Origin of the sequence: Bradyrhizobium sp. AZCC 2230 (genome assembly GCF_036924495.1) — a bacterium.
GTDB classification, from domain to species: Bacteria; Pseudomonadota; Alphaproteobacteria; order Rhizobiales; family Xanthobacteraceae; genus Bradyrhizobium; species Bradyrhizobium rifense.
Map to the genome: position 1 here is coordinate 3,495,097 of NZ_JAZHRS010000001.1, position 26,300 is coordinate 3,521,396.

Genomic DNA, 26,300 nt, shown 5'->3' on the forward strand with positions numbered 1-26,300 from the left:
ATTTGTGAATTGCGACCGCGTCGAGCCTCTCGACGCGCCGGTTGGCGCACTCTGCGACAACGCGCTCGCGACTTCCTCCGCAACGATGGGCCAACTTATGACGTCAGAAATCCCGGCCACAAGAAGTGTGTCTGCACCAATCTCGAACGCAACCCTGGTCGCAAGGACGATCGGAACGGAGGGCATCAGTCGATGCAGTTCCGTTGCAAGCTCAAGCGACTGCGCGAGCGAACCGACCTGTCCGACGATCGCGAAATCAAAACGATCCGGGGCCGCAATGCATGCAGCCTGCGCGGAATCGGCAGTCATGAAGCCGACCGCTTCATATCCGAGCGCTGCAAGCATCTCCTCATCCCCGAGCAACTGACCGCTATTGCCGGCGACGATCATCACGACCTCGCCGTTTCCAGTTCCGTTTGCCGTGAGTTGCCGTCCGGTTGGCAAAATCGCTGCCTCTCTTGGTAACCACACGTCGAAGCGGGATCCCTGACCTGGCGAGCTGCTCACATTCATGCCTCCACCATGGTCGTGAACAATATCGCGCACCGTCGCGAGTCCAAGGCCATTTCCATCAGACCGCGTGGTGAAGAACGGCTCGAATATCCGCTCCAGCATCGGCGCTTCCATTCCGACTCCGCTGTCGACAACCGAAAGGCTCACATATTGACCCTTTTCGATCTTGTCGTGGCTGAGGGACAACGGCTTCGATATCTCATGCGACTCAATGGCTACCTCTATCCGCCCTAAACCGGCGATCGCATTCGCCGCATTGTTGCACAGGTTCATGATCACCTGCTGGAGTTGGGCGGCTTCGCCGAGTGCGGTCAACCCAACCGGACATGGCTTGATCACGAGTTCGATCCGGGTAGGTAGCGAGACGCGCAGCAGCGAGGCCGTTTCACTGACCAGGGCGTTGATGCTCAGAGGGTTTCGGCGAACATCGCGACGCCGTCCAAACGCCAGGATTTGACTGATCAAATCTCGCGCCCGTTCTGCGCTCCGGCGTATCCCGGAGAGATGACGGACGAGAGCAGCGTTCATCGCGACATGCTCTTCCATGATTTCTGTATATCCCAGAATTCCTCCTAGGATGTTGTTGAAGTTGTGCGCGATGCCACTGCTGAACGTGCCGATCCTCTCCATTCGGCTCGCATGTTGTAGTCGCTTCTGCAGGCGGCTTCGTTCGGCATCGACTGTTTGCCGCTCGATTGCGTGAATGAATGTGTCCAGCGCCATTCGTATCAGGACCAACTCGCCAGCGTGAGCGACGCGACACTTGCGATCTATCGCATCGAATCCGAGGGCGACTACGCGCCCCTGACGGTCGGTGTTCACCGCGCATGCCCATCCCCCGAGTCCGAGTTCCTTCAGGAAACGCTGGTTCTCTCCCACTGGCATCCGACTGACTTTGGGCACGTGGACGATGCCATTTCGGTCGGCGCCGATCCTGGCTGCCAGGTCGGGAGCCGTATCAGGCCAGCCCGGCGGGAAGTCCTTACCGGGCTGGTGCCACACATAGGAGCGCATTGACGCGCCCGACACGACGAGATAGACGCGATCGGAGCCGGCGAGAGTACCGAACGAGGCAATAGCTCGGTGGATCTCGGCGTCGACACCCTGCGGAGTCGCATTGATGAAATTCATCGAGATGTCCGCAATCATGTGTTCGAGCGCAGCGCGGCGATGCAGCAAGTTGGCGCGCGACCCCAACCGGACGCCGAGGTGAACCAGGAAAGCCACCAGCGCGAGCGACGTGGCATAGAGCAAACTTCGAAACGAACGGCCTGTGTTTCTGGACGAACTCTGCCTGTCCAGTATCGTCGCACGCAGAGCATCCTGGTCCTTCTTCCGCGGCAGCATCATCATCGCCTTCAGCATGCTGTCGACCGACGGCAAGAGATTGTGCAGCAGACGGCCGTGCGCGAGGAACGGCTCAACCATGTCGGTCTGGCCATCGCTGAGCGCCTCCCATTCGAGATTATCCAGGCGCCTCTGGGCCTCGCCGACCGCGATTGATGTCGTGTCCAGGGTCAAGTGAAGAATCGCCGCAGCTGCCGAACTGATGGCGAGATCGAGGTCCCGGACGTCCGAATGGGCTGCGAACCGGGCAAAAAAGGACAGGGAGTTCTGCAGGATCGCATTCTGACTCTTGAACATTTCGAGCAGTTGCTCCTGCCGATCGACCGACGCCGCCAGCCGATCGATCTGTTCATTGATCTCGGTGTTGATCGCCACGGTTCCCCGCAAACGTTCCAACGAATCGCGCAAAGCGTTGATCTCGTCCCCCAACGGATCGTAGTTCCGCAGCAGGCCTGTGCGCGCCGAGAGGAAATCGCGATACAGCGCATCTTCGATCTGACTGAAATGCTCGAGCTCGTCGAGCGCACGGTCAAACACTTCGGCCTCCGGGTTGACCGCACGCAGCGAAAGCCAAGTGAGAAGCGCGGACAGGCCGATAACGATTACCACCGATCGAGCGGCTCTCATGGTGAACCTCCGGAAACTGGCTTTCCTCGGTAATTTCCGGTCAAGGTCTTCAGGAACGCGACGAGTGAGGCGACCTGATCGTCGGTCAAGGTTCGGTTGAGCTGCGAGGCCGCCATTCGGCGTACTGCCGCTTCAAGCGTGGCGGCGCTCCCGTCATGAAAATATGGTGCAGTCTCCGCGACGTTGCGGAGACTGGGGACCCGAACCGAAGTGGGCCCGCGCATGACCAGGGGACGAAAAATGCCCTGTTGGGCGAGCAGATTAGCGCCAACGTTGACGCCCTGATGGCACGAGCTGCAGCCGAAGGCCTTGAAGGTTCGGTAACCATCAAGCTCCGCCGGCGTGAGCGCCGACGTATCGCCGCCGAGCCAGCGATCGAAGCGGCTGCCAGGTGTGAGCAGGGAGCGTTCGAACGTCACGATGGCATCGAGAACGCTGTCGCTATCGACGTCGTGTCCATAGGCAGCGCGGAACATTCTATTCGTGGCTGGGTCGTCCTTCAATCGCAGGATCACCTCCGAGACACTGCTGTGCATGTTGTTGGGATTGGCGATCGATGCTTCCGCCTGCTCAGCAAGAGTGCGAATGCGTCCTTCCCATGTCAGGCGAAAGCTGAGTGGCGCGTTGAATACGGTGAGTGTGTCCAGCATCTCTGATGCATTGCTCCGCCCCTTCGTGCCGTCAGCTCCATTGGTACCAACGTCGTGACAGGACGCGCAGGCGAACGTCCCATCGGCGGATAGTCGCGTATCGCCGAAAAGGCGTTCACCGAGCGGCAATTTCTTGGAATCGGCGAGAGGCGCCTGCGGAATCGGCGTGATCGGCTCGCAACCCTCGGCACTCCGGTGTGCCGAAGGTTCTTGTTGCAATGACACCTGCGCGGCCACGGTGCTGGCGATCAGAGCCACCCCACAGACGGCGGCTAGGATCTTCTTCATAGCAAATCGAGGTCGCCTCGGACGGCGCTTCCGATGTCGAAACGCGTGAGCCCGATGTCGCGCAAGGCGTGATCATCGAGCCCCTCCAGCTCGAGCAGGGCATGGCGCATGGCCCGGCGTTTGCGCACCCAATCCCGAAACGACACCGCTGCGGCACTGATCGAGGTGTACCAGGTCCGGATCGGATGAAATTGGTCGGTGCGCTTGCTCGCGACGTCACCGTAGGGGAACGTCGCCGGGCTCGGCCGCCACGGCGGGCCGGCTTGCGGATCCTCGATCCGCAGAGTTGTGGGGTATGCGACGACGCGTATGTTTCGGTTCGCCCCCGTCAACTTGCGGCCGGTGGAGCGAGCGAAGGTCGTCGCGGGCTCACCTGCCGCGTCAGGTTCCTCCTGGACGAGGGGCTGAGGATACATCGCATGGGCGTAAGCGGCGCAGCCGGCAAGAAACTCCGCCGTCAGCGCAGAGCAGACAGCAAGCACGCAACTGAATGCGTCCCCAGTAAAGGTCCTCCGCGCCGGCGAGTGCTTCGCGCGGGCACCTCGTTCAGACCAGTCCGGCGCCCCATGTCGCGCATCATCGTATGATGTTTGCTTGAGAGCCAGCATCGTCATCTCCTACGTTATCCGATGGAGAGACTCTGCAGCCGCCATGTTTCAGGAGAATTTCGGCGGAGGGAGATAGAGCTACGCCTGCAATATCGGCTTATTGTGCATTCAAAGTGGAGCCGGTTGCTTCCGGTCGGCGCGGATACAACCAACGGGCCGAAATGTCCTTCGCGCGATCGTCAGAGCTGCTCGACAGGAAGCGTGAAGACGTAGCCAACACCGCGCTCGGTGCGGATGATGGAGGGCGCGCGCGCATCGGTTTCCAACTTGCGTCGCAAGCGAAGTACCTGGACATCGATGCTGCGATCGAAAACATCTTCGTGGACGCGCGTCGCCTGTAACAGATACTCCCGGGAGAGCGGCCGTCCCGGAGCATCTAGAAATGCAATCAGGAGCGCGTATTCGCCCTTCGTGAGTGTGATGGGCTGGCCGGTCGAGTTGGTTAGGCGACGCAGGCGCCGATCGACCTGCCAAGGGCCGAAACGCCAGCGACCTTTTTCCGCGTCACGCCGATTCGATGCCCGGCCAACCTCCCGGCGCCTGAGAACAGCCTTGATACGTGCAAGCAGCTCCCTCAAGCCGAACGGCTTCGTGAGATAATCATCCGCGCCCAGCTCCAGGCCGACAACGCGATCGATTTCGTTGCGCCGATGGCCTGTCGTGATGATGACGGGCACATCCGACCGCGCCCTGATCTCGCGAAGCAGATCGAGACCTTCTTCCTGTCCAAGCCGAAGGTCAAGCACGACAAGATCCGGCTCATCGCGAGCAAGAATACCCGGCACTTCCTCGCGCCGCGAGGCCGAGACGGTGCGGATGTCGTGATCCTCAAGATAGTTTGTCACCAGGTGCCGCATGGTCGGATCGTCTTCGACGACGAGACACGTGGGCGTCAGGCGACTGCCGTCGCTTGCGGGCAATGTTTCAAACGGTCTGAACGCGTCCATATCAGCTTGTCTGGCGAGCGCTATCGGGACTGACAGTCACTCGCGCCAATTTTGTTCACCCCGGCGCCCCTCGCAGATATAGAGTTGGCATGCCAGAATTGCCGCACACGTTCTTGAGAGCGCTCCCTAGAAGTCCCCTAATTTCTGCCTCAGCTACATCAGTTACAATTGTAACCAAGCTCACCGGTACGCGTCAGGATAATCTGGATTTGCTGAACTCCTGCAAGCGAAGCGACAGCGGCGGCGACTCGTATGGCGGCGTAACCACCTCTACGTAGACCGCCGATTCGGTATTCGAAGCCAGCTGAAGCACCTCGTCGAGTTCGCCGCAGGTGGTGACCCGGGCTGTCATCCAGCCATCGCAGCCAAGAACGTTCGGCAGGTCAGCGTAGTGCCAGGCCGAGACATCGTTGTAGGCGAGCGAGGGCTCATTGCAGAGCAGCCGTTCAATTAAATACCCGCCATTGTTCAACACGAAGACGACCGGCTTAAGGCCGAGACGCGGGAACTGGCCGATTTCCTGAACGCTGCATTGGTGAGCCCCCTCGCCGCTGAAAAGCACTACCCGTCGATTGGGTGCCGCGACGGCGGCCCCGAGCGCAGCGGGCGTCGCCCAACCAATCGAGCCCCAGAGCGCCTGGGTGATAAAGTCGGCACCTGTGGGAAGATGCGACATGCCGAGCCCCATGGACGTGGTACCGACTTCGGCAACGACGATGTCGCCGGGACGTAGAAATTCGGCCCAGCGCGGGTAAAGCGCCGCGGCTATGATCGGATCCGAACCGCTGCCGGCTCGCGGGCTGGGAGCCTCTGCCAAACGAGGCCAACCCTGCCACTCACGCCGTCTCATTCTTTGATTGAGCGCGGCCAGCACATCCGCCATCTCAAGGCCTGGAAATTTTCGGCCGCAGACCGTCGTGTCATGAAGATTGATCGAAATCAGGCGCACGGGGTCGATCCGCGCGGTGAACGCACCCGTGTTGAGGTCGCTGAACAAGGCGCCAACCGCCAGAACGGCATTGCAGCTCTCGACAAACAGGCGCACGTCCTCGTTCACTAACCGGCCCACATACATGCCGAGATAAGCCGGCTGACGTTCATTTAGAACCGCCTTGTCGGCAAGCATGGTCGCGAATGGAAGGCCCGAAGAATCGATGATCGCCTGCATGAGCGATTCCAGCCGGGCCCGCGCTACCAAAAAGCCCGGTAGGATACATGCCGTCTTGGCGCTTTCCAGCACATCTAAGATCGCCTCGACGCAACGTCCGAGCGTAACCAGATCGCTCACCGGGCTTCCGATGACTTGCAAGGGCCCCTGCGCCGACTGCAGCGCGAGATCGGATGGAAAAGCCATGTAGACCGGCTGCAAATTGTAGAACGCTTCGAAGATCAGGCGCTCGGTTTCCCACACGACATTGTGCGGCGTCATGACTGCGCTGGCGCACACGACCGGCTCACTCATGCGCCGAAACCAGTCATAGGCACCGTCGCCGAGCGAATGATGCACGATAGCGCGCGCCGATTGTGCTGACATTGGCGGCGTTCCCACGAGGTGAAATAGCGGAAGCCGCTCGGCTGCAGCGCCTGCGATTGCGTTCATTGCACTGAGTTCGCCGACTCCGAACGTCGTCGCAACCGCGCCCATACCTTTCAAACGCGCATAACCATCCGCGGCGTAGCCCGCATCCAGCTCGTTGCAACAGCCGATCCAGCGCAAACCCGGGTGAGCACTGACGCTATCATTGACTGGAAAGGAAACGTCCCCGGGAACACCGAACACATCGGTCAGGCCAATATCGCGGAGACGGAACAATACGTGATCTATGACGGTTGGCAACGGACGCTTCCCTCGCTGTGAGCAAGCTGAGAGTCCCCCCTGCCGATTGCGGATATGTCACAATGCCGAAGGATCTGGCTACGACCGTAACGAATGCTCCTATCGGGGGCCACTCAGCGGGCGTCGCGTCCGAGTAGCACCCGCGTCGCTGCAGTCACGTCATCCTGACGCATCAAACTTTCTCCAATTAGGAACGTCGAGATACAGAGTCGCCCGAGCCGGGCTAGATCGGCCGACGTGGATATACCGCTTTCACCAACAATCAGGCGGTCCTTCGGAATCAACGGCGCCAGCACTTCGCTGATCGCCAAGCTCGTTTCAAAGGTCCGCAGATTCCTGTGGTTGATACCGATCATCGGCGAGCGGAGGCATAGGGCGCGTGCCAGCTCTTCACGATCATGAATCACAAGCAACACGTCCATGCCAAGATCGAGCGCCGCCGCTTCGATATCTCTGGCAGCAGGATCGTCGAGCGCCGCCATGATCACCAGAATGCAGTCCGATCCATGTGCCCTCGCCTCCATCACTTGATAAGGACCGAATATAAAATCCTTCCGCAGGACCGGGAGATTGGTCGCCGCGCGAGCCGCCGCCAAGAAAGCCAGCTCGCCCTGGAACGACGGTTTGTCGGTCAGCACGGACAGGCCGTCGCCCCGCCTTTTCCCTTCGCAAGCGAAGGCGGATCAAAATCTGCTCGGATCAGCCCCTTTGAGGGAGACGCTTTCTTGATCTCCGCGATCAGCACGTACTCGCCAGTCGCCAGCCTGCTACGGATAACCGAAACGAAACCGCGCGGGGGCGGCGCTGCTCTGGCCAGGGACTGCATCTGAAGCGGCGGCTGCAGAACGATCTTGCGAACGCGGGATGCACAACTATTCCGGGTTATGCGATTTACTCAGACTGCACGAATGATCGAGCAACTCTTCGGCAGATGCATCGCCGCCTGGGCCTACATGAGTATTCAACAGGATAAATCCCGGCTTCCCATCGGCGAGTGTCGTACCAGTCAGCAGCAGCGATTGATCTGCCATAGCCTCGCCTTTGCCACGAAGATAACTGTACAGGAGCCGGAACGGATCGATATCACGCAATGTCCCAACCGATATCAAGAGCGTACGATACTGATGCCGAGACAACAGCGAAGGAAACTCGGTCCAGCGTCCCGAGATCGCATCCCTGTTGACGCGCAGGGCAGCCACCACATCAGGCCGCATACAGTCAATATGAATATGCAACTGATCCTGGCTTCGCCCGCTAGCCGAGTTGACGGCGAGTCCGATGTTCTCGGATACTAGTTGCAATCGTAGTGCATGGTCGACGTAGGCGCGCTCATTCCAAGCATCTCGCCAATAATTATGCTCACCACCTTCCACCAGTTCGGGGGTTTCTATGCCTTTAATACGTTTGGTCGGAATAAGTAGATACTGCCCCACTCCAATTCGATCCTTAAAGATCACATACTCCCCGTTCAAATCGACTTTTGCACACGGATTGTTTGCAGCACCCCGCTGCGCCTTCGGCACACATTGCTCGCTGACAATCTCCCACAGCGCATTGCGATTTCGCGCTACGTAAAACCATGCGCAGATCGCTGCTAAAGAAACAATCGCTGCAGCTCCAGTGTACGAAAGGATTTTTTTCGTTTTATGCAAGTTGTTGTCCTGCGCATTTATGGAGAGATGACAAGGGTAGTCCCCACGAACTATCGAGCCGCTCACTTTCAGGTACGGAGCACGCGCCGCACGCCGGAGAGAGAGAGAGAGAGAGAGAGAGAGAGACTTCCGAACACCTGACATCGTTGACCAGGAGAACAGGCGGTTTTATCAATCAGGGTTGATTCGCCCCGCCGTATGTTCAGAGCCGAAGGCATTCCAGATAGCCGCCAAAGGAAAGCCTTCCGCGGGGCGATTGTGACGCGTCGCGCTTCTGATCGGCTACCTTGCCGTGGCCAACAATCCGAGCGCGGCATTAGGTGCCATCTCCTCCCCCGCGTGCCGCAAAGCGGGTGCACCTCGCGACTGAAAGCCATCGAAATGCGACTGAAAGCCATCGAAATTCTCGGCATCAAATCGACCGTGATTGGGTGCTCGCGGAGTCAATGACGCCTTCGGTGCTACGTTGAGATAGCTTACGCGACCATTGACCGCGCTGCGCGATGCTCTGCATGAGGTTCTCCGGAGGTGAACGACCCGTCCTTGGCTGAATAGAGAAACACTGGCGTCGGCAAATTGTGCAGGGACCAAACCGTAGTTCAGAACCATCGAACACAATATCTTCGCTCAACGGCCTTACCGCATGTCGGAGCCAAAACGTCTGACGGCGCCTTACCCGGAGAGCACTAAATCGCTCGCCTTCTCGGCAACTGCAATTGTGGCAGCATTGATCAACGCCTGCGGAATTCCAGGGAACACCGAGGCGTCAATGACACGCAGACCCGTCACACCTTTAACGCGCAAGGCCTCATCGACGACGGCCCCGATGCGGCAAGTGCCGACAGGGTGGTGGAACGAATCTGCCGCGCGAAGAATGAACTTGCGCATGTCGGCGGTGTTTGTTCCCTCGGGCCCCGGATAGACCTCTTGCGCGCGCCAGTCGGCAAAAGCAGCACCGGCCCCGATTTCGCGGGCGAGAGAAACGCCTTCAACAAGAAGGTCCAGATCGGCCGGCTCGGAAATGTAGTTCGGATCAATTAGAGCCGGGACCCGTGGATTGCCGGAGGCAAGTTTCACGCTGCCGCGGCTCCGCGGTCGCATCAGGCCAGACACAAGGACGTAAGCCGGTGAAGGCAACGGGCCGACGCTCGGCAGAACGAACGGCAGGGAAAGGCACATCAAAAGGTGATTCGGGCTGTCATCTGGGTCAGTGTGCGGCACGTAGAGGAGAGCGTCGGCATGGTTGTAGTGCGAGCGCGGCACCTCGCGCCGTGCCGCATATGCCACGCCCGCGACCAGCAGATGGTCTTCAAGATGGCGGCCGACATCCGGCAGATCCAGGACAACTGGAATACCGAGAGATCGTAGTTGGTCGGCCGGGCCAATTCCCGACAGCATCAGAAGGCGCGGCGAATCGATTGCACCGGCACAAAGCAAGACTTCACTGCCGGCCCGCACGAGGTGTTCGGCAAGCCGCAGGCCGATGCACCTTCCGCCTTCGATCACAAGACCGAGCACTTCCGCGTCCACCAGCAGATCGACGGTCACGTTCTCGAGACTCCCGAGATAGGCCGTCGCGGCGTCGTCGCGAACTCGTCTCTTGATATTGAGTTGTTGCCAGCCAACGCCCGTTGTGACCTCCCCTCCGATATCGGGCGTCATCGAGAACCCAAGGTCTTGCGATGCCTTGACGAAGGCGGATGCCACGGGGTTTCGATCCGTGACGTCCGCGAGCGATAGGACGTGCAGAGGACCATTGCCACCCCGCCATGCGCTGGCGCCACCAGAAAACGTCTCGGCGCGCTTGAAGTACGGCAGGAGGTCCATAGCGCGCCACCCCTCGGGCCAGCGATCATAAGCGGCGGGGTGGCCGCGGTGATAGCCGAGGGCATTGATCGCACTTGAGCCGCCCACGACCTTGCCGCGTGGACAGCGAATAATGCGGCCTCCCAGCCCCGGTTGCGGGACCGTCAAATAGCGCCAGTCAAACTGACTGCCCTGGAGCTTGGGCCATTCTGTCGGATCTGCGATGGCTGCCGGCTTTGCTTGGCCGCCGGCTTCGACAACGAGCACCCGTCGTCCAGCCAGACCGAGCCGATGCGCCAGAACGCAACCGGATGAGCCTGCACCGACAATGACGTAGTCATAGGCTGAATGAAGCTGTTCAGGTGATGCGAGTATGCGGACGCCGGACGCGGCCACGGCGGACCGAGCTACATTCGACAGCGCCATGCCGCAGCCGACCGCCGCGGCCGCCAACGCCTTGCGGCGATTGATCCGCTGGTTCGCAAAATCGCCTCTGAGATCACCGGAGATCTTGCTCGTCATTTGCGAAACCATCGTCTTACACTCTGGATGTTTTAGGGGCATTCCCGAGAATGTGTTCAGGGGAAAGCTCTGCTCTTACTATTGCTCGTGCGTCTGCATGTTTGGCGCTTGGATCACCCCGAACCTTACATCCGATACGGCATGATCCGTTACCCTGAAGGGCAGACGGCCCAAGGGAAGTGTCGCCGCCTCCCGTTACGCATTCCTTTCTTCTGGGTGCGAAAGTGGTTACAGGCGCAACACTTCGGCCCGACGGGCTGATGACCATCTGAGCATGACCCGGTGCTACGATCCGACGCTCCTCGGGGTACCACTTGCAGAGGTACAGGTTCGGCGCTGCTACAGTCCATGTTCGGCAATCAGGAACTCGGTGGCCTTCTCACCAATGACGACACAGGGCGCCATGGTATTACCGGTGGTGACGCGCGGCATAATCGAAGCATCGGCCACGCGCAGTCGGTCCATGCCGTAGACCCGGAGCCGACTGTCGACCACGGACATCTCATCCCGGCCCATTTTCGCTGTGCCGCTTTCGTGCCAGTAACTCATTGTCGCATCGCGGACAAAGTTCTCCAACGAAGGTCCTGTCAGAGGGCCCGGCATGATCTCGCGCTTGACGAATGGGCTCATGACGGCGGAATTAGCCATCTCACGGCAGATCTGGATGGCGCGGACCATGGCCTTGAAATCAGCCGGGTCGGCGAACGTGGCGGCGTCGATCTCCACTGGATCGGAGGGGCTGGAGCCTGTCATGCGCAGGCGACCGCGGCTACGCGGGCGTACGACGCCTGGCAACATCCCCCATGACGCCGGCGGTGGCGCATAATGAGCTGTCTCGGGCGTGACAATGGGAAACTCGATCAGGAACGGCTGCAGGTCCGGCGTGTCGAGTGATGCATCACTCTTCCAGAAGAAGGTCGCCTCCCCTCCATTGTTACGAGGCGACAGGGGAGCTTTGTGCTCCCAGAGGCAGGGAGCCAGGATATGATCTTGGAAATTGCGTCCGACACCCGGAAGGTGCTGGACCAGTTCGATGCCGAAGCGAGCCAATTCGGCGGAGTCGCCAATACCCGATTGCATCAACAGCTTGGGCGTGTTGATCGCGCCGAGGGACAGCACAATCTCGCAGCGTGCCGCAATGCGGTGAAGGTGGCCGTTGCGAAGGAACTCGATCCCGATTGCCCGCTTTCCCTCCATTTGCACGCGCGTCACTAGCGCCCCCGTAAGGACCGTCAAATTGCCACGATCCATCCAAGGGTAGGCATAGGCACGAAAGATGGACTGGCGAAGGCCGTTGCGAACCCGAAGATTGGCAATCGCCGCCCCACCCTCCCCCTCCATCATCGCCCCGTTCTGGTCATCGAAAGTGGGAATGCCGACCGATCGCGCGGCCTCGACCATGGCCGGAGCCAACGGGCTCGGCTCGCACGCCGGTTCAACATAGACAAGACCATCCCGTCCACGCCGCAATGGGTCAGGCGCGCCCTGCCAATCCTCGATGCGGCGGTAGACAGCGAGAATGGAATCGTAATTCCAAGCCGGATCGTTCGCCTGGGTTGAAAAGTAATTCCAATCGTTCCGATGCCCGCGCGACCACGCCATCGCATTGATGCTCGAACCGCCGCCGAGTACCTTACCCATCGCGAGTGGGAGCCGACGGCCATTGAGTTGCGGGTTCGCAGTCGCCTGAAATCCCCAATCCCGTTCCGATCCGAGATTTTCCGGCCATCGCCCTGCCTCCCGAACGCTTGGGACGTCATCGTCCGCTCCCGCCTCCAGCAAAAGGACCGACGCATGCCCCGTTTCCGCGAGCCGTCGCGCGATAACGGAGCCAGATGAGCCAGATCCGCAGACGATAAAATCGTACGAGGATCGCAGATCAGCTGCCTGCCGGCGTTGTTTGGCATTAACGCGGGCTTCGAATTCCGTGGTATTGATCGGTATTGTCTCGCTCATCATCCAACTCACATTTGCAACGCGCAGATGTTGCGGGAACCGTACTAGCGGACGGCGCACTCCCTCTGAACATCCGGCACGTTCGTTGATCTTGCTTCCGTCCTTCAGCTCCGAGAAACGACGCGGTACCAACAGAATTCGTTTCCCCTCAGCTTCCCGATCAGAACCTCTAAAGCGTGCCCTGACCCGAGCTACGCCGGCAAGCGAACCACCAGCATGGCTTCAGCGATTGTATGTTTCGGCCATCGGGTGAGAGGAGCACTCGCGTCGAACTGACCGCCTGGAAGAACAAACTCCCCTTGTACACGGGCGAAGCTTGGAGAATGTCTCACTTCCATTGCAAGGCGGCTCGGAAACTGCCGCGCTCGGAGCGGATTGCTTCACCAGCGTATCAGTCCCACTGCAGCGCACGAGGTCACCGCGCGCGGATGTCTCCGAACGCCATCCTAGAGCATGCTGCGCTTGAGAATGATCCCGAACCATCGTTCTCCCCCGGCTACGCTTGACGGGAATCCGCTGCCGACTGAAGGCATCGTATGACGGCGAAGCGCGCTTGCCTATCATATCGCGTGCCGCGATACCCTCATTTGACCAGGAAAATCGCATCAATCCCGACATGCCGACTGCGGCGAATGACGAGCAAACAGCACCGAGAGATGCCGCTTCGCCTATGGAGCACAACATCACGGCCACGTGCGCCAAGCAGACGAGTCCGAAACCTGCAATTCACCAGAACACCAACGACGCACAATTACACTAGCCATCGCTTCGACGTACGGCGCCTAGAACGGGTTGCCGAAGATCGCAGTGTGAACCGGTACTGTGCGTGTCGCGGATCCTGCGCCGATGGATATGCGCGGCCGTAACCGATTGACGTGGGCGATAGATGAAGGCGCGACCTGGATATGCGCAATACAAGCCCAATCGACATCGCAATCAGTAGCCAATGAGTCACGGTTGCAAATAATTTTAGGCGTCGCAGCTGCCTCCGTATTTGCAAGCATTGCTCCAGCGCTGACCCTGACCCTGTATTGGCACATTCCCAGTGTTGCACCCATGGTGTTTACATTCACATTGATGATAGCCCTCAGTCACACAGTTCTCCTGGGGTTGCCGCTTTTCCTGATTCTTCAGCCTTTGAGGTGGGTCACCATCGTATCGTGCGTTGTTCTGGGTGCTGTACTTGGTGGCGCACCCGCCAGCATCCTAAGTTATCGGCAAGAGCACTCCGTGTTTATGTTGGCCGTCAGCGAGCCGATCGTTGCCCTTGCTGTCACCCGCGCCGCAATATCGGGAAGCTGCATCAAGCCCGTGCTGTACTTTTGCTTGTTCGGAGCACTTGGCGGACTCGTTTTCTGGGTCGTTTTGAGATGCTCGGGTTGCCTTGATCAAGGTCCTCAGCGAAGAAAGGCGAATCCCGCCGAATACCCGATGCGACTTGGTGCGCCTTTCAGAGAACTTCCGAGGTTTCGTGTGAGGCATTTCGCCCCGGGTAAACGTGCGCAAAAGCCGCTTGGGGAACGGCGGTCTCTGTCTCGGATTATGGTGTCTATCAAGATGAGACCTTCCGCCTTTTCTTAGCGTACGATGCCGGACCGTTGGATGCCAGTTCCCCAGACACAAGCGCTATTACGCCGCGACGACGAACGTGAGCGGACAGTCGCCAGAACGTCGCGGCGTGTTCGCGCGCATGCCGGCACATGGATCGGAGAACGACCGCATCGAACGGTTCAGCGGGAACGAATGCACTAAGGTTGGCGGAGATGAAGCGCGCCCAATAACATTGACCAGCCACCGTTGCGCGTCTCTCGGCGAAATTGATGGCCACCCCGACGGCCCGACCCCAACCACGAAACCAGAGGGACCGACCAACTTGGCTATCGCCGCTACATAAGCTGCATTCGCAATACAGGTCGAAAGAGGCCGTGGAATTGGAGAAATCGGACCTCGCCTCGCATGTCCGGTCCCGCGATGTATCGTGGACGGGGGCATCAGCCGTGGCGGCAACAAGTCGCTAATTCGGCCCTGCGACGAATGTGTGTGCAAGAAGGCGCGCTTCAAGACCGCAACAGGCTGCTTTCGTCGACCGTCAAAGCCCCAGGCCAGTCGATCAGACGCTCTGTTTCGCGTGCCGGACTTCTATCGATAAATCTTGCCGCCCTCCACAGACGGCCGAGACTGCAGCGGTGCTGCACGAGGTTCGGCTCAGCGTGAATGCTCTTGTGCAAAGCTAAGACTCGCTGCCGCGGCCTTTGCTAAGAGCAACCGGCTCGCAACAACGTGATTATATTATCATCGTCATTTTATTGACGAAGAGGTCGCCGTACTTATGTCCCGAGCATAACTATTCAACCGGACAGAGACTGAATGATGGTGACAGACTCCGATCGGGGTAAATCGGGGTATTTCGTACCGAAGGTCAAGTTGGTGACCGGCAAGCGTGCGCGAGCAGGCGATCTCAAGCCAGTAACCGCTTGAACAGCTATACGATCAGAGCACGGACCAGATGTGAGATGAAAAGTGGCTTAGACAAAACAACGTTCCTTGTTCTTTCTGTTGCTGTGGCGATCTTTGCAATCAATCGCTCTCATGCTCATGATCCTGAGCACCCTCAGTTGGACAGTTGGTATGAGAGCTTGCATAGCGGCAAAGGGCCATGCTGTGATGGGAGTGAGGCTATGCGAATAGACGATGCCGATTGGGAAAGTAGGGATGGTCGTTATCGCGTGCGCATTGATGGCGAGTGGGTTGATGTTCCGAAGGATGCTGTCGTGGATCGACCGAATCGCGCTGGCCGTACAATGGTTTGGCCTTACTACCAGGATGGTCATCCAAAAGCTCGGTGCTTCATGCCTGGAAGCATGAGTTGACGGTGGTTCGCGCCGTTTGAGCCGTTTTGGCATTTCTATTGGCTGTCTCGATCGAATTGCTGGAACGCATGGTTCGTACTCTGTTGCTCTGACCTCGGACCAGCTTGCGTCTTAGGAGACGGAGCCGATGAACGTATCTCAGGGGACAAAATTAGTGGTTGAGCACCCGGGAAAGCAATCCAAGCAAGGCCGCAGCATCAGGCAGCCCTGGCGTCGCGCCTCAATTGCTGGTGTCGGGTATTGTACCGGCAGCATGGACCAATATTTCTGCATCTGATTGTGTAAACTGGCCTGCGCTAACATGAACAGTGGGATGCGTGGCGCGTCGAGAACTCTGGAGGTCCTTCGCGCCCTGAATCTAAGCAATGGTGCCAGCATTGTGGAGCTTAATCGCGCCACAGGCATTTCCAGGCCCGCGCTTTATCGCATCGTCCGCGCGCTGTCCGACGACGGCTACCTTCGATTCGACTCTGATATTGACGGGTATCTCCTCACGCCGTTGGTCAGGCAGTTGAGCGACGGATTTAGCGATGACGCGTGGATAAGCGACATCGCGTCTCCGGTGCTCGATCAATTGCAGCAGGAAGTGATATGGCCGACCGACCTCTTCACGTTTCACTACGATCGGATGATCATGCGGCATACGACGCGGCGCGTTAGCCCCTGGACCATTGATAACGCCATGATCGGTCTCGGCATTCCCGTTCTCATCACCGCCGTCGGTCGAGCCTACCTTGCGCATCAACGTCGTGAAATCCAGGAGGGCGTCATAGAACGCCTCGCCAAATCGGACCATGCGGATCGTGCACTCGCACGGAACAGCGCGACTGCGATAAGAATGCTGAACCTGATCGCAGAGGACGGCTTCGCAACGCGCGACAGTACCTTTATGCCGAAGACGGGCAGTATCGCGATGCCGGTGTTGATCAAGGGCTACGCTGCGTGCTCTATCGCCATCACATACATCAGTTCGGCCTTGCGCGCATCGGAAGCAAAACGCCGTTATCTGGGACCTCTTACCAATGCCGCGAAAATGATTGCCGAGCAACTTTCCGAGAACCAACAGGCAATTTCTTGGCGAACGCCAAGGCGTCGCCGCTAGATCGCCGCTGCTCGTCAGCTGAATATCATGCATAGATGTCCGCTCTTCGGACAACGCCATAGGTCGCTATTGTAAGCTCGCGAAGCTCCCTCTCTACTGTTTGAGAACAAGAGAGGGAAAGTATGGTTTCTATAACTGATGTCCGTCGTCAGGTCGGCGCAGCTGCGGTGAACGCGCACCACCTCCGCATCATCATTATCGTCGCCTGCGCGACAATTTTCGATGGATACGACAACTTCATTCCATCTTACATCATTCACTTTACCAGAGATGAATGGCACCTCAGCCGGAGCCAGGCCGGCTTTCTGGTGTCTTCTGGCTTGATCGGATTCATGATTGGCGCACTGGGGCACGGTCCAATAGCTGACCGCTTTGGCCGCAAGCCGACGCTTGTCGCTGCCTTGTTCGTCGCGGGGGCGTTCAGTACGTTTACGGGCCTTTGGGCGCATTCGTTTCCAGCGTTCGTCATTTTGCGGATCCTGACGGGAGTTGGCCTAGGAGTGATCCTGCCACTCTCGACGGCGTACATGAACGAGTTGATGCCGACTCGGGTCATCAACGTAACAACCGTTCTTGCCACCGGCGGTTACACGATAGGCGGCACTTTGGCAGGCCTCGCAGGCTTTACTCTCGTCAGCGGCTTCGGCTGGCCGATTCTTTTTCTGCTTGGTGGCTCAGCCGTCCTGCTGGCATTCCTATGCATCGCCTGGCTCCCGGAGAGCCCCCTGTACTTGGTGGGCGCAGGTCGCAATCTTGAAGCTGCGGAAGTGATGCAGAACCTTGCGCCGGGCAGTTTCGATCCGCGCGGGGCATTGGTGCTGAATGAAGAAACAAAGCGGAAAGGATCGGTCGCGTTGCTCCTGAACGCTGCAAACCGCCGCATAACGATTCTAATTTGGACGGTCGAAAGCTTGGTTCTATTCAATGCATACGCCCTAATTGGCTGGATACCCACCATCATGATTCAGCGGGGGGAAGCCGTTGCCAGCGGGTTCCTGTTCGGCGCGTTGCTGCAGATCGCGTCATTGCTTGGTGGCCTGACTTGCAGCCTCTTTGCCGACCTCAGTGGCAGCCAGCGAGCGGCGTTGGCCGCGTGGTGGGCGCTCGGAACGCTCAGTGTCATAGGCCTTGCCCTGATCAATACACATTTAACGAACATTCTGTTCGTCGGCATCTCCGGAATGTGCGTTCTCGGACCACTGCTCGTTCTCAACAACCTCGTCGCTCAATCGTTTGAAACCGAAGTCCGAAGCACAGCTGTCGGCTGGGCCCTTGGAATTGGCCGGATTGGAGGCATTATTGGTCCAGTCGTTGCGGGATGGGCTCTGCAAAGGTCCGAGAACACCAGCCTAATGTTTACTGTTGTAGCCTGCTCGGGATTTATGAGCATAGGCGCTGTTCTGGCTATTCCTAGAATTAACTCAGGCACGAGCCCATTGGGTTAGACCCGTCTTGTGACTAGCGGGCCTTGTCTCGTTGTTCAATCACGAACCTGGTCGGAACCTCGGTATCACTCAGCAAACACGTAGCACGAATGGTGCGGCTATCGAGGATGGATTGCCTGCCGCTATCTCAACTGCTGTCGGGCACCTCTTTGCCGGACCGAGGCTTTCTGATGGGAATCAGGGCATTATCGATGGGAACGCGGCTCGAATCATTATGGGAAAGGACCAAGCGGTTCTAGCAGTTCCATGAACGTCTTCTGTTCGGATCTACTCAGCGGGGCGAGTATCCGATGCTGTACCCGATCAGTGGCTTCCTGGATCTCCTTTAGCAGTTGTCTACCCGCGGCAGTTGGAAACAAGGCTTGGCCCTGCGGTCGGTGCCAGAGATCTTGCGGACCATCAGCCCCTTCGCTTCCAGCCGATCGACGACGCCGCTGATCGTGGTGCGATCGAAACCGATGGCGCTCGCAAGACGGAGTTGGTCGATGCCTGGAAAGACTCAGACCGCGGCGATCGCTGCGTATTGAACCGGTGTGACGTCGAATTCCGATGTCTCTTCCAGAAAGATCGAGACTGCCGTCTGCTGAAGACGCCGAATGGGACAGCCCGGCTTGCGATGCAATAGCTGCTCGACATCCAGCTTCAGAGGTTGGGGGGCGATCTTTCGCGTCATTGCGGGCCCAGCGCGTTGTTACTGACTCCGGCACGCCAGAAGGCGTCGGCCCGGTCGTCGATGGTGACACAATAACTTGCCACGCAAGCAATCTGGGGACGATGAAGGTGCACGTAATCTCTGATCGCAAACGATCCATGGCTTAACCATGAATCGGATAGATCGCGCTGCCGCCAAGCTGCTCGAATTCAGGCTGGACCGAGCGGTAGGCGGATCGGGCGTCGCCGCCATCGATGTCATCCTCGTTGAGCTGGAGCATTCCGATGGCGCCAGCGTGCTTGGCTTCTCCTACGTTCTCGGCGGGGGCGGCGAATTAGCTTTCGTAGCCGCCGAGCGTCAATTGGAGCGCTTTATTCGCGAGAAAGCCCCGCCCCACCACGAGCTACGTGGCAGAACATCATCCGCAGCTTCAACCGTACTGGTCCTGGTCCCAACCTGACCGGCCTCGCCGCGATCGATGTCGCTTTTTGGGATATTCATGCACGACGTCAAGGCGTTCCTCTTGGGGTGGCGATGGGTAGCGAAAACCGACCTATCTCCGTTCACGGAAGCGGCGGCTTCGATACCCAGCAAACACCGGAGCGAGCCGCTGAGGCAGCGGCAGGTCACATATCGCGGGGCATGCGGGCCGTAAAGCCGCGGGTCGCGGGCGTGCCTAAGGACGCTCAAGTGCTGACCGCGGTGCGCAAAGCGGTTGGCGATGAAGAGTATTGATGACCAATGCAAATGAGAAATGCGATCTACCGAGGGTTCATCGCCTAGTCCAGGTCGCGAAAGACCATGGTATACAGTTTGTCGAAGAACCTCTTCCATGGTCCCCCTGGGACGGCCTACTCCATGTTAAAGGTGGACGGGATGACGAGCGCGGGCGGTGAGCATGCGCAAGACTATTCGCACTTGATCTCCATGATGCGAGATGGGTTGCTCACGGTTGTCCAACCCGATCCGGCGATCGATCGGTGGTCTGACGCCGATTGTCAACATCGGCATCGTCGCGGACGCGCTGGGCGCCACGGCTAGTCCCCACTTCCCGCCAGGCCTTTTTGTACATGTCGGCGCTGTATCGCAATCTCTCCGTTGGCTCGAAGAATTCCCTTTGCTCGAACAATTGCTTAAGGGCTGGCCTCCAGTCAAAGAAGGCATAATCGCGATGCCAACCTCTATCGGCCACGGGTTGTCTTTGTCAGACCGCGCGATCGGTTTGTTGAAATAGGTCGATTACAATCTCGACGCCGTGGTGAGCTACTCTTCATTTACCCGGGAAGAAAAGGGGATGACGTGCGGTCCCGCAACGTAAGCTCCCCCACCGGCGGCGTCAGTCGACTCCCGGTTCCAAGTTGACCGCCAGACCTTAAATCGCAAAACGCTACCAGACGGACAGCCAAACGCAAAGTTTTGTGAGCTCGAAGGTTGGCGCTGTCTACCGTTCGATGAAGAAACAGACCAGGTCTGCAGTCGCTGCAAAAGATGATATTACGAATGCAACGCGTTCATCTCCAAGCCGAAATCACGCCGTAACGCGATAGAAGCAATCTCCTCCAATCGATGCGATCGACGTCGTCGAAAGGAGATTAAAGATGAGTACGTTTCGCGGCCCCTCCTCCGTTCACAGCGCCATCTTGAAAGTCCATGTGAACCGGCAGCGTTGCCAAGGCCACGCGCGATGTACTTCAGTCGCGCCGGAGCTGTTTGCCGCAGATGAATTCGGCGAAGGTCGCGTGATCGGCAGCGGCATCGTTTCGGCAGACCTACACGACAAGGCCCATACCGCCAAGGCCAATTGTCCCGAATCCGCCATCGAGATCGACGAAAGGTGACCATATGAACGAGCGCGCCCCTGTTACCGACTGGGCAAGGGATTTCGACCATCTTGACCCGCGCTGGGCACAAGATCCCCATTCGATCTGGCGCGAGCTGCGCCAGACATGTCCGGTCGCTCACACCGATCGGTTCGACGGGGTTTATTTTCCGTCGCGCTATGAGGACGTCCGAGCGGTTGCCTACGACACTGAGCATTTTTCCTCTCGCCGCGTTTCAATCCGTGAAGGCAAACCAGTGTTGCCGCCCAGTCCGCCTGTCACGTCCGATCCGCCGGCGCATCGAGACGACCGGAAAATCTTGATCGCACCATTCACGCCCCAGTCCGTCGCAAAGCTTGAGCCGAAAACGCGGGCTATTTGCCGTGAACTTCTGGAGCGGCTTTCCGACAGAAAGGAATGCGACGCAGCCGTGGACTATGCGCAGGAGATACCGTCGCGTGTAACGGCCTATCTGCTCGGTACCTCCGAGCACGAAGGTCCAAGATTCCGGAAATGGGCCCGTGATTTTCTGGAACTGGGGGCTGCGGACCCCGCGGTTACCCACCGTGTGCTCGCAGAAGTGGACGCGTTCTTTGCGAAGGAAATTAGCACGCGTAAAGCCGCACCAGGCGACGATCTCATTAGCTACCTGCTTGACGCTAAGGTCCATGGGCAGCCGCTCAACGAGGAGCACATCAGAGGCACAACACGTCTGTTGTTTTTTGCCGGAATCGATACGACCTGGAGCATGATCGGCGCCAGTCTGTGGCACCTCGCCACCCATGAGGACGACCGCAAGCGCCTGGTTGCCGAGCCCAATCTCATTCCGACTGCTATAGAGGAGTTCCTGCGCGCCTACGCCCCAGTCGCAGTGGCCCGTGAAGTCGTGAAGGAGACCGAAATCGGGGGGTGTCCCTTGAAAGAAGGGGAGATGGTGATGCTGGCTTACGGCGCGGCCAATCGTGATCCGGCGATGTTTCCGAATGCAGATCGGGTCATCATTGACCGGGCCGAAAATCGGCATGCAACATTTGGTCTCGGGATCCATCGCTGCATCGGCTCGAATTTGGCGCGCATGGAAATCCGCGTTGCTCTCGAAGAGTGGCTCGGCAGATTTCCCGACTTCGTGCTAAGCGATGCAGCGGAGGTGAAATGGTCGGCGGGCACCGTTCGAGGACCGCGGCAGATTCCGATCACTATTGGGCGTTGATAAATCGAAACGACAGATCGCGGGATTGCGACGACTCGATCCGCCGTCGCCCACAGATCTCATTCACTGCCCTCTCGAAACGGTGAAGCTTCGAAAGATCTGGCGCCATAGGCATCGGATACAGCATGCAAACGCGGTCTAAGACGTATCTACAACTCGTTTCCTTGTGGCGATCATTTCGCGATTTCATACCTCTACACAGCCACGACTCAATCGCGACGGCGTCACCCCCCTTGATCTACGTTGCGATCGTGCTGACGGCTCTCGTGGCCATTCTGGAAATGGATGCTCATCGAGACGGGCTCGCATCTCTCGGCCTCGCGAGCATTGACTGCCCCATTGATCCCGCTTTTATGAGTCCATAGATCAGCCGGATGATTTCTTGCGTCAATCTCGCTGATATCTCTGCGCCCGCAGCGAACTATGCCTGATACGACGAACGCCTGGAGCCGACCGAACTCCGCTCGTGTATCAATTGCCCTCGACTCATTCGCCGTTAGCGAGCCCCGAGCCGGTCGTTTAGCTTGTCCGATGCGGGTCGAACGGCTTGGCGGAGAGCTTGGGCAGCCCAGCCAGCTGTCGCTGGCGAGGTGCCGGACCACGCCACCGGCGCATGACACCAGCCTTCCCTTCCGTCGGTCCGGCAGTGAGAAGAGGAAGGCCGGAGCTCATAGCTTGAGGGTAAGCGTAGCTCTGCGGCCCTTTTTGATTGGTGCTTGACGCCTATTTTGAGCGCGGGACGCGACGCCGCGGCTTCCAAATTTCGGACAAAGCGTTGACGGCGGCCTCGAGCGCCTTGCTGTCGATGACGTTGGGATCAAAGTGATCGGGCCCCCAGAGGCGCATATTTTCATGTTCTGGATGAGTAGGGTCGCCGATGGCATCGAGGTAGTCGGCATATCCGGGCGCACCTCCAACCTCCTCTGGAGGGCAGCGGCCAGCGGCATCGAGCAAGAATGGCAGACCGTCCGTCGACGTGTTGTCGAACCATTTTTCAAGCTTGATCACATGGTCCCAGCTGTCGCCGAAGTCATAGAGATAATGGATCGTCTTCGCGCCGGTCTCGCGAACGATATCGCAGAGCCGCGCCTTGCGGGCATCGATGGGCTGGGGGCCAAAATCGCCATCGGGATCAGGGATACCCCAACGCCCTTCGCCAGCCAAGAACTCGAAGAGATGGCTATTCGTCCAACCAAACGCCGTCTGAAGCGTCAGATGCAGCCGATCAAAGGCGCAGCGCGAGCGGCACGACAAGGCAGCGCATCAACTCCGCACGTCCTTAAGGGTCACCTTGATCCGGACGGCGGTCGTGTTGAGGCTCATGCCGCCAGCCTCGGATGGTGTGCATGCATCGTGTATGTCGACGCCCAGGGAAGCAGTTCGTCCAGTCGGGCCATAGGCCAGCCATTGACGAGCTTGGCGAGGACGTCGGAGAGCCAGTGCTCGGCGCTGATGCTGTTGAGCTTACAGGTCTCGATCAACGACGCCAGTACTGCCCAACTCTCGGCGCCCTCGTCGCAGCCGGCAAAAAGGGAGTTCTTGACGTTGAGCTTGATCGGCCGCATCGCACGCTCGACAGCATTCGTGTCCATCTCGATGCGCCCGTCATCAAGGTAGAGCGTCAAGCCGTCCCAATGACGCAGCGCATAGCGCACAACCTTCGCCGTGTCGCTCTTCTGCGCAAGGTGATCAAGCGTTGCCTCAAACCACTGCTTCAAGGCTGCAGCCAGAGGCCGGGCATGCGCTTGTCGGCCCGCGCGGCGCTCGGCATCAGATCGGCCGCGAAGGGCTTTCTCGACCGCGTAGAGCTAGGCGATGCGCTCGAGGGCCTCACGGGCAACCGGAGCCGGCGCCGGCGAAGCCTCGCGCTCGATCTTCACAAACTGACGCCGTAGATGAGACCAGCAGAACGCGAGCGTACCGGACAGGGCGTCCGCACGCGTCTCTCGGGTCATGGTCTTGTAAGCCGCGTAGCCATCGCAATGGATGATGCCGCGGTAGCCTTCGAGCAGCCTCAGGCCATGAACGGCGCCGCGGCCCGGTGCATAGGCGTAAACCACGCCAGGTGGCTCAGGTCCGGCCCACGGCCTGTCATCGCGCGAGAGCGCCCAGAAGTAGCCGGTTTTGGTCCTGCCGCGCCCCGGATCCAGCACCGGAGCCGGGGTCTCGTCGACACAGAGCTTTGGGGACACGAGCAGCAGCTCGCGCAGACGATGCCACAAGGGCTTCAATTCCTGGGCGGCATAGCCGACCCAGAAGGCGAGCGTGGAACGGTCGATGGCGATACCGTGCGTCGCCAGCATCTGCGCCTGACGATAAAGCGGCAAATGCCAATGATACTTGGCGTCGATTACATGCGCGACGAGCCGCTCGGTGGGCAGTCCACCCCTGATCAATCGCTCGGGCGCGGCGTGCTGGAGGACCACGCCATGACAGGCGCGGCAGGCCAGCTTGGGCCGGCGGGTTACGATCACCCGGTACTGCACCGGAACGACGTCGAGCCTTTGGCTCTCATCGCTGCCAATCTCAACGAGATCGCCTTTGCAGGACGGGCGACAGGTTGCAGTCGGCATCAGCGTTTCGACGATGCGTGGCAAATGCTCCGGCAGCTTGCCACGATTGGCCCTGCGCTCGGCAGCTCTCTTCTCGCGTGTTTTGGGATTGGCGCGGTCCTCGGCTGCTTCGAGAGCCGCAACGGCCCCATCGATATCCTCCAGAACAAGCTGGAGCTGATCAGCGTCAAGCTTTTCCGACGATCGACCGAACTGCGCATCTTTTGCAAGCTTGAGCAACCGCTCGAGTCTGGCCAGCGCTCCAGCAGAGCCGCGGCAAAGGCACGCAACTCGGCTGGGTCGCTCGGCAGTTGATCAGGCAAATCACTCATTGGCCCGAGTCTGCCATGCTTCGCGCCTCGATGCAGCGAAGATTTTATCTCCTACGCAAGCGCTTTCGGCTGCGGGATTCGAGGCGCATGCATGCGTGTCCAATCCATGCCGGCCAGAAGCGCCGACAACTGCGCCGCGTTCATTCGCATCACGCCGTCAACAACCGGCGGCCACTTGAAGGCGCTGCCCTCAAGCCGCTTCCAATACAGCACAAGGCCACTGCCATCCCAGACCACGATCTTCACCCGATCAGCGCGCTTCGCACGGATCGTGGCCCAGCGTCTCCCTTCGCCAAAAGCGCCAAGCCATCCGCGCCCTTCCGGAAGTCTACAGGTCGGGTCGCAACGTAAATCATGAGGTCAGCGGGAGCCGTTAGCATGAACGTGTCCGGCGCAACGCCAAAAATACGTCACTCAGCACGGCAAGCCCAGGCGTTCCGCGCACCTCCACTCGTGCACCCAGGAACTCAACCGTAACAATGGCGGCTTCCGGCGATCCAGAAGGCTCCGCAGCCGCCGGTAGCGACGATTCCGACACCAAAGGCACGAACGATGACACCAAAGGCACGAACGATAATGTATCCGTCGAAGCCGGCAGCACCAGTTGACCTAATCGCGCCCGCCGCCGCCAGTCATGTACCTGCTGGGGCCGGCAGCCATGGCGGCGTGCGATATCTGTTACAACTGCGCCTGGCTCAAGGCTTTCCGCGACAATCTGGGCCTTCAAATCATCCGGCCACTGTTTTCGGCCTACTCCAGCATACACTTCGATACGCGGAGACAGCGGTCGTCTCATGTCGTCCGAATGGTCGTCCATTGTGAGCACCCTTGCAGAAGATGACTCTTCTAGCGGTGCTCACAGATCTACGCACAAACAATCTGATGGGCCTCGGAGCCCCGCCTACGCTTGAGGGGCCGCAGCGCCATGTCTAGTGACTTAGCGCGCTGGACGCAGCATCGGAAAGAGCGGCGGCGATGATCCCACTTGGACGGTGCCTAGCAACGTGAACCCATGCCGCTGATAAAGCGGTATATTGGCTGGATTGGTAGACTCTAGATAGGCGGCAACGTGATCCCGATCGCACCGGTGAAGCGTGTCGTCGAGGAGCATCGCGCCGTACCCCTTGCGATGATAAACCGGATCAACGCCGATGAGCGGTAGATACCAATGAGGCTCGCTCGGATGGTAAGACGCCAATTCTTCTAAGACAGCTGCAATCTCCGCTTTTCGAGCGACCGGTAAGGTTGCTTCAATGGCTGCGTGGTCTAGGTCCGCACCCGGCGGCAACCACAGCGCCACCCCCGCGTGCTCTCCAACGTAGCGCGCGGTCTCTTGTCGTAGAGCACTACCACCAAACGCGCGTACGAAGTCCGGGAAAAGCCTTAGATATTGTGCTGGCTCGGGGTATTGCCAACGCACTATCGGGTCATGCGTGAAGGCAAGCACAAGAACGGCGGTGGCTCGATAAATATCAGCCGGCGCGAGCGTGCCTACGATCGAAGTCGGAACTGCTTTCATCGAGTTCATCACGCGTCTCCTTCTCTGGCGATGAGCGGCAACGCA

General features: G+C 59.0%; 18 protein-coding genes and 3 pseudogenes. 6 read left to right on the forward strand and 15 right to left on the reverse strand.

Going from position 1 to position 26,300, the window contains the following annotated elements; translation table 11 throughout:
• Positions 1–105: 105 nt before the first annotated feature.
• The 9 genes and pseudogenes from V1280_RS16840 to V1280_RS16880 all read right to left on the reverse strand — a co-directional run.
• Positions 106–2,487: pseudogene (locus tag V1280_RS16840) on the reverse strand (two-component system VirA-like sensor kinase); the annotation flags it as partial.
• Positions 2,484–3,425 (reverse strand): cytochrome-c peroxidase, encoded by a 942-nt coding sequence (locus V1280_RS16845; protein ID WP_334526049.1) that lies wholly within the window; start codon positions 3,423–3,425, stop codon positions 2,484–2,486. The pseudogene V1280_RS16840 and the gene V1280_RS16845, both read right to left, overlap by 4 nt.
• The gene (locus tag V1280_RS16850; protein WP_334526051.1) at positions 3,422–4,033 is read right to left on the reverse strand and encodes a DUF1127 domain-containing protein; all 612 of its coding nucleotides are present in this window, start codon (positions 4,031–4,033) and stop codon (positions 3,422–3,424) included. Before V1280_RS16850 ends, V1280_RS16845 begins: the two co-directional genes overlap by 4 nt.
• A gap of 179 nt (positions 4,034–4,212) precedes the next feature.
• Positions 4,213–4,980: a response regulator gene (locus V1280_RS16855; RefSeq protein ID WP_334526053.1), complete on the reverse strand. Its 768-nt coding sequence runs from the start codon at positions 4,978–4,980 to the stop codon at positions 4,213–4,215.
• 193 nt (positions 4,981–5,173) lie between these two features.
• Complete coding sequence (locus V1280_RS16860) at positions 5,174–6,817, reverse strand: alpha-keto acid decarboxylase family protein (protein ID WP_334526056.1); 1,644 nt, start codon at positions 6,815–6,817, stop codon at positions 5,174–5,176.
• 113 nt (positions 6,818–6,930) lie between these two features.
• Positions 6,931–7,634 (reverse strand): annotated as a pseudogene (gene trpC, locus V1280_RS16865) (indole-3-glycerol phosphate synthase TrpC); the annotation flags it as partial.
• A 55-nt stretch (positions 7,635–7,689) separates the two neighbouring features.
• On the reverse strand, positions 7,690–8,469 hold the full coding sequence (locus V1280_RS16870) for a CDP-diacylglycerol diphosphatase (RefSeq protein ID WP_334526058.1): 780 nt from the start codon (positions 8,467–8,469) through the stop codon (positions 7,690–7,692).
• A 672-nt stretch (positions 8,470–9,141) separates the two neighbouring features.
• Positions 9,142–10,797, reverse strand: a complete 1,656-nt coding sequence (locus tag V1280_RS16875; RefSeq protein ID WP_334526060.1) for a GMC family oxidoreductase — start codon at positions 10,795–10,797, stop codon at positions 9,142–9,144.
• Between the two features lie 339 nt (positions 10,798–11,136).
• On the reverse strand, positions 11,137–12,753 hold the full coding sequence (locus V1280_RS16880; RefSeq protein WP_442895234.1) for a GMC family oxidoreductase: 1,617 nt from the start codon (positions 12,751–12,753) through the stop codon (positions 11,137–11,139).
• Positions 12,754–15,936: 3,183 nt separating this feature from the next.
• Between V1280_RS16880 and V1280_RS16885 the strand changes: the two genes are divergently transcribed.
• Positions 15,937–16,725, forward strand: coding sequence for a helix-turn-helix domain-containing protein (locus tag V1280_RS16885; RefSeq protein ID WP_334526065.1), 789 nt, complete (start codon positions 15,937–15,939; stop codon positions 16,723–16,725).
• 122 nt (positions 16,726–16,847) lie between these two features.
• On the forward strand, positions 16,848–18,170 hold the full coding sequence (locus tag V1280_RS16890; RefSeq protein ID WP_334526068.1) for an MFS transporter: 1,323 nt from the start codon (positions 16,848–16,850) through the stop codon (positions 18,168–18,170).
• A 325-nt stretch (positions 18,171–18,495) separates the two neighbouring features.
• Here V1280_RS16890 and V1280_RS16895 read toward each other — a convergent pair whose 3' ends face one another.
• The gene (locus V1280_RS16895) at positions 18,496–18,657 is read right to left on the reverse strand and encodes a MarR family transcriptional regulator (RefSeq protein WP_334538336.1); all 162 of its coding nucleotides are present in this window, start codon (positions 18,655–18,657) and stop codon (positions 18,496–18,498) included.
• 582 nt (positions 18,658–19,239) lie between these two features.
• Between V1280_RS16895 and V1280_RS46795 the strand changes: the two genes are divergently transcribed.
• The 4 genes from V1280_RS46795 (at position 19,240) to V1280_RS16910 (ending at position 21,852) form a co-directional block, all read left to right on the forward strand.
• Complete coding sequence (locus tag V1280_RS46795) at positions 19,240–19,557, forward strand: hypothetical protein (RefSeq protein WP_442895235.1); 318 nt, start codon at positions 19,240–19,242, stop codon at positions 19,555–19,557.
• A 217-nt stretch (positions 19,558–19,774) separates the two neighbouring features.
• A complete protein-coding gene (locus V1280_RS16900) occupies positions 19,775–20,056 on the forward strand; it encodes an enolase C-terminal domain-like protein (protein WP_334526071.1) in 282 nt (93 codons plus the stop codon).
• Positions 20,057–20,420: 364 nt separating this feature from the next.
• Positions 20,421–20,660, forward strand: a complete 240-nt coding sequence (locus V1280_RS16905; RefSeq protein WP_334526074.1) for a ferredoxin — start codon at positions 20,421–20,423, stop codon at positions 20,658–20,660.
• A 4-nt stretch (positions 20,661–20,664) separates the two neighbouring features.
• Positions 20,665–21,852: a cytochrome P450 gene (locus V1280_RS16910; RefSeq protein WP_334526077.1), complete on the forward strand. Its 1,188-nt coding sequence runs from the start codon at positions 20,665–20,667 to the stop codon at positions 21,850–21,852.
• Positions 21,853–22,575: 723 nt separating this feature from the next.
• Here V1280_RS16910 and V1280_RS16915 read toward each other — a convergent pair.
• The 5 genes and pseudogenes from V1280_RS16915 to V1280_RS16935 form a co-directional block, all read right to left on the reverse strand.
• Entirely contained in the window at positions 22,576–23,106 is a 531-nt protein-coding gene (locus V1280_RS16915) for a plasmid pRiA4b ORF-3 family protein (protein WP_334526080.1), read from the reverse strand.
• 65 nt (positions 23,107–23,171) lie between these two features.
• Positions 23,172–24,736: pseudogene (tnpC, locus tag V1280_RS16920) on the reverse strand (IS66 family transposase).
• Positions 24,737–24,787: 51 nt separating this feature from the next.
• Positions 24,788–25,006: an IS66 family insertion sequence element accessory protein TnpB gene (gene tnpB / locus V1280_RS16925; RefSeq protein ID WP_442895236.1), complete on the reverse strand. Its 219-nt coding sequence runs from the start codon at positions 25,004–25,006 to the stop codon at positions 24,788–24,790.
• Positions 25,007–25,109: 103 nt separating this feature from the next.
• Positions 25,110–25,553 (reverse strand): IS66-like element accessory protein TnpA, encoded by a 444-nt coding sequence (gene tnpA, locus V1280_RS16930; RefSeq protein ID WP_334526083.1) that lies wholly within the window; start codon positions 25,551–25,553, stop codon positions 25,110–25,112.
• Between the two features lie 120 nt (positions 25,554–25,673).
• Positions 25,674–26,264 carry a GNAT family N-acetyltransferase gene (locus V1280_RS16935; RefSeq protein WP_442895133.1) on the reverse strand — a complete coding sequence of 197 codons (591 nt, stop codon included), beginning with the start codon at positions 26,262–26,264 and terminating at the stop codon, positions 25,674–25,676.
• Positions 26,265–26,300: the final 36 nt, after the last annotated feature.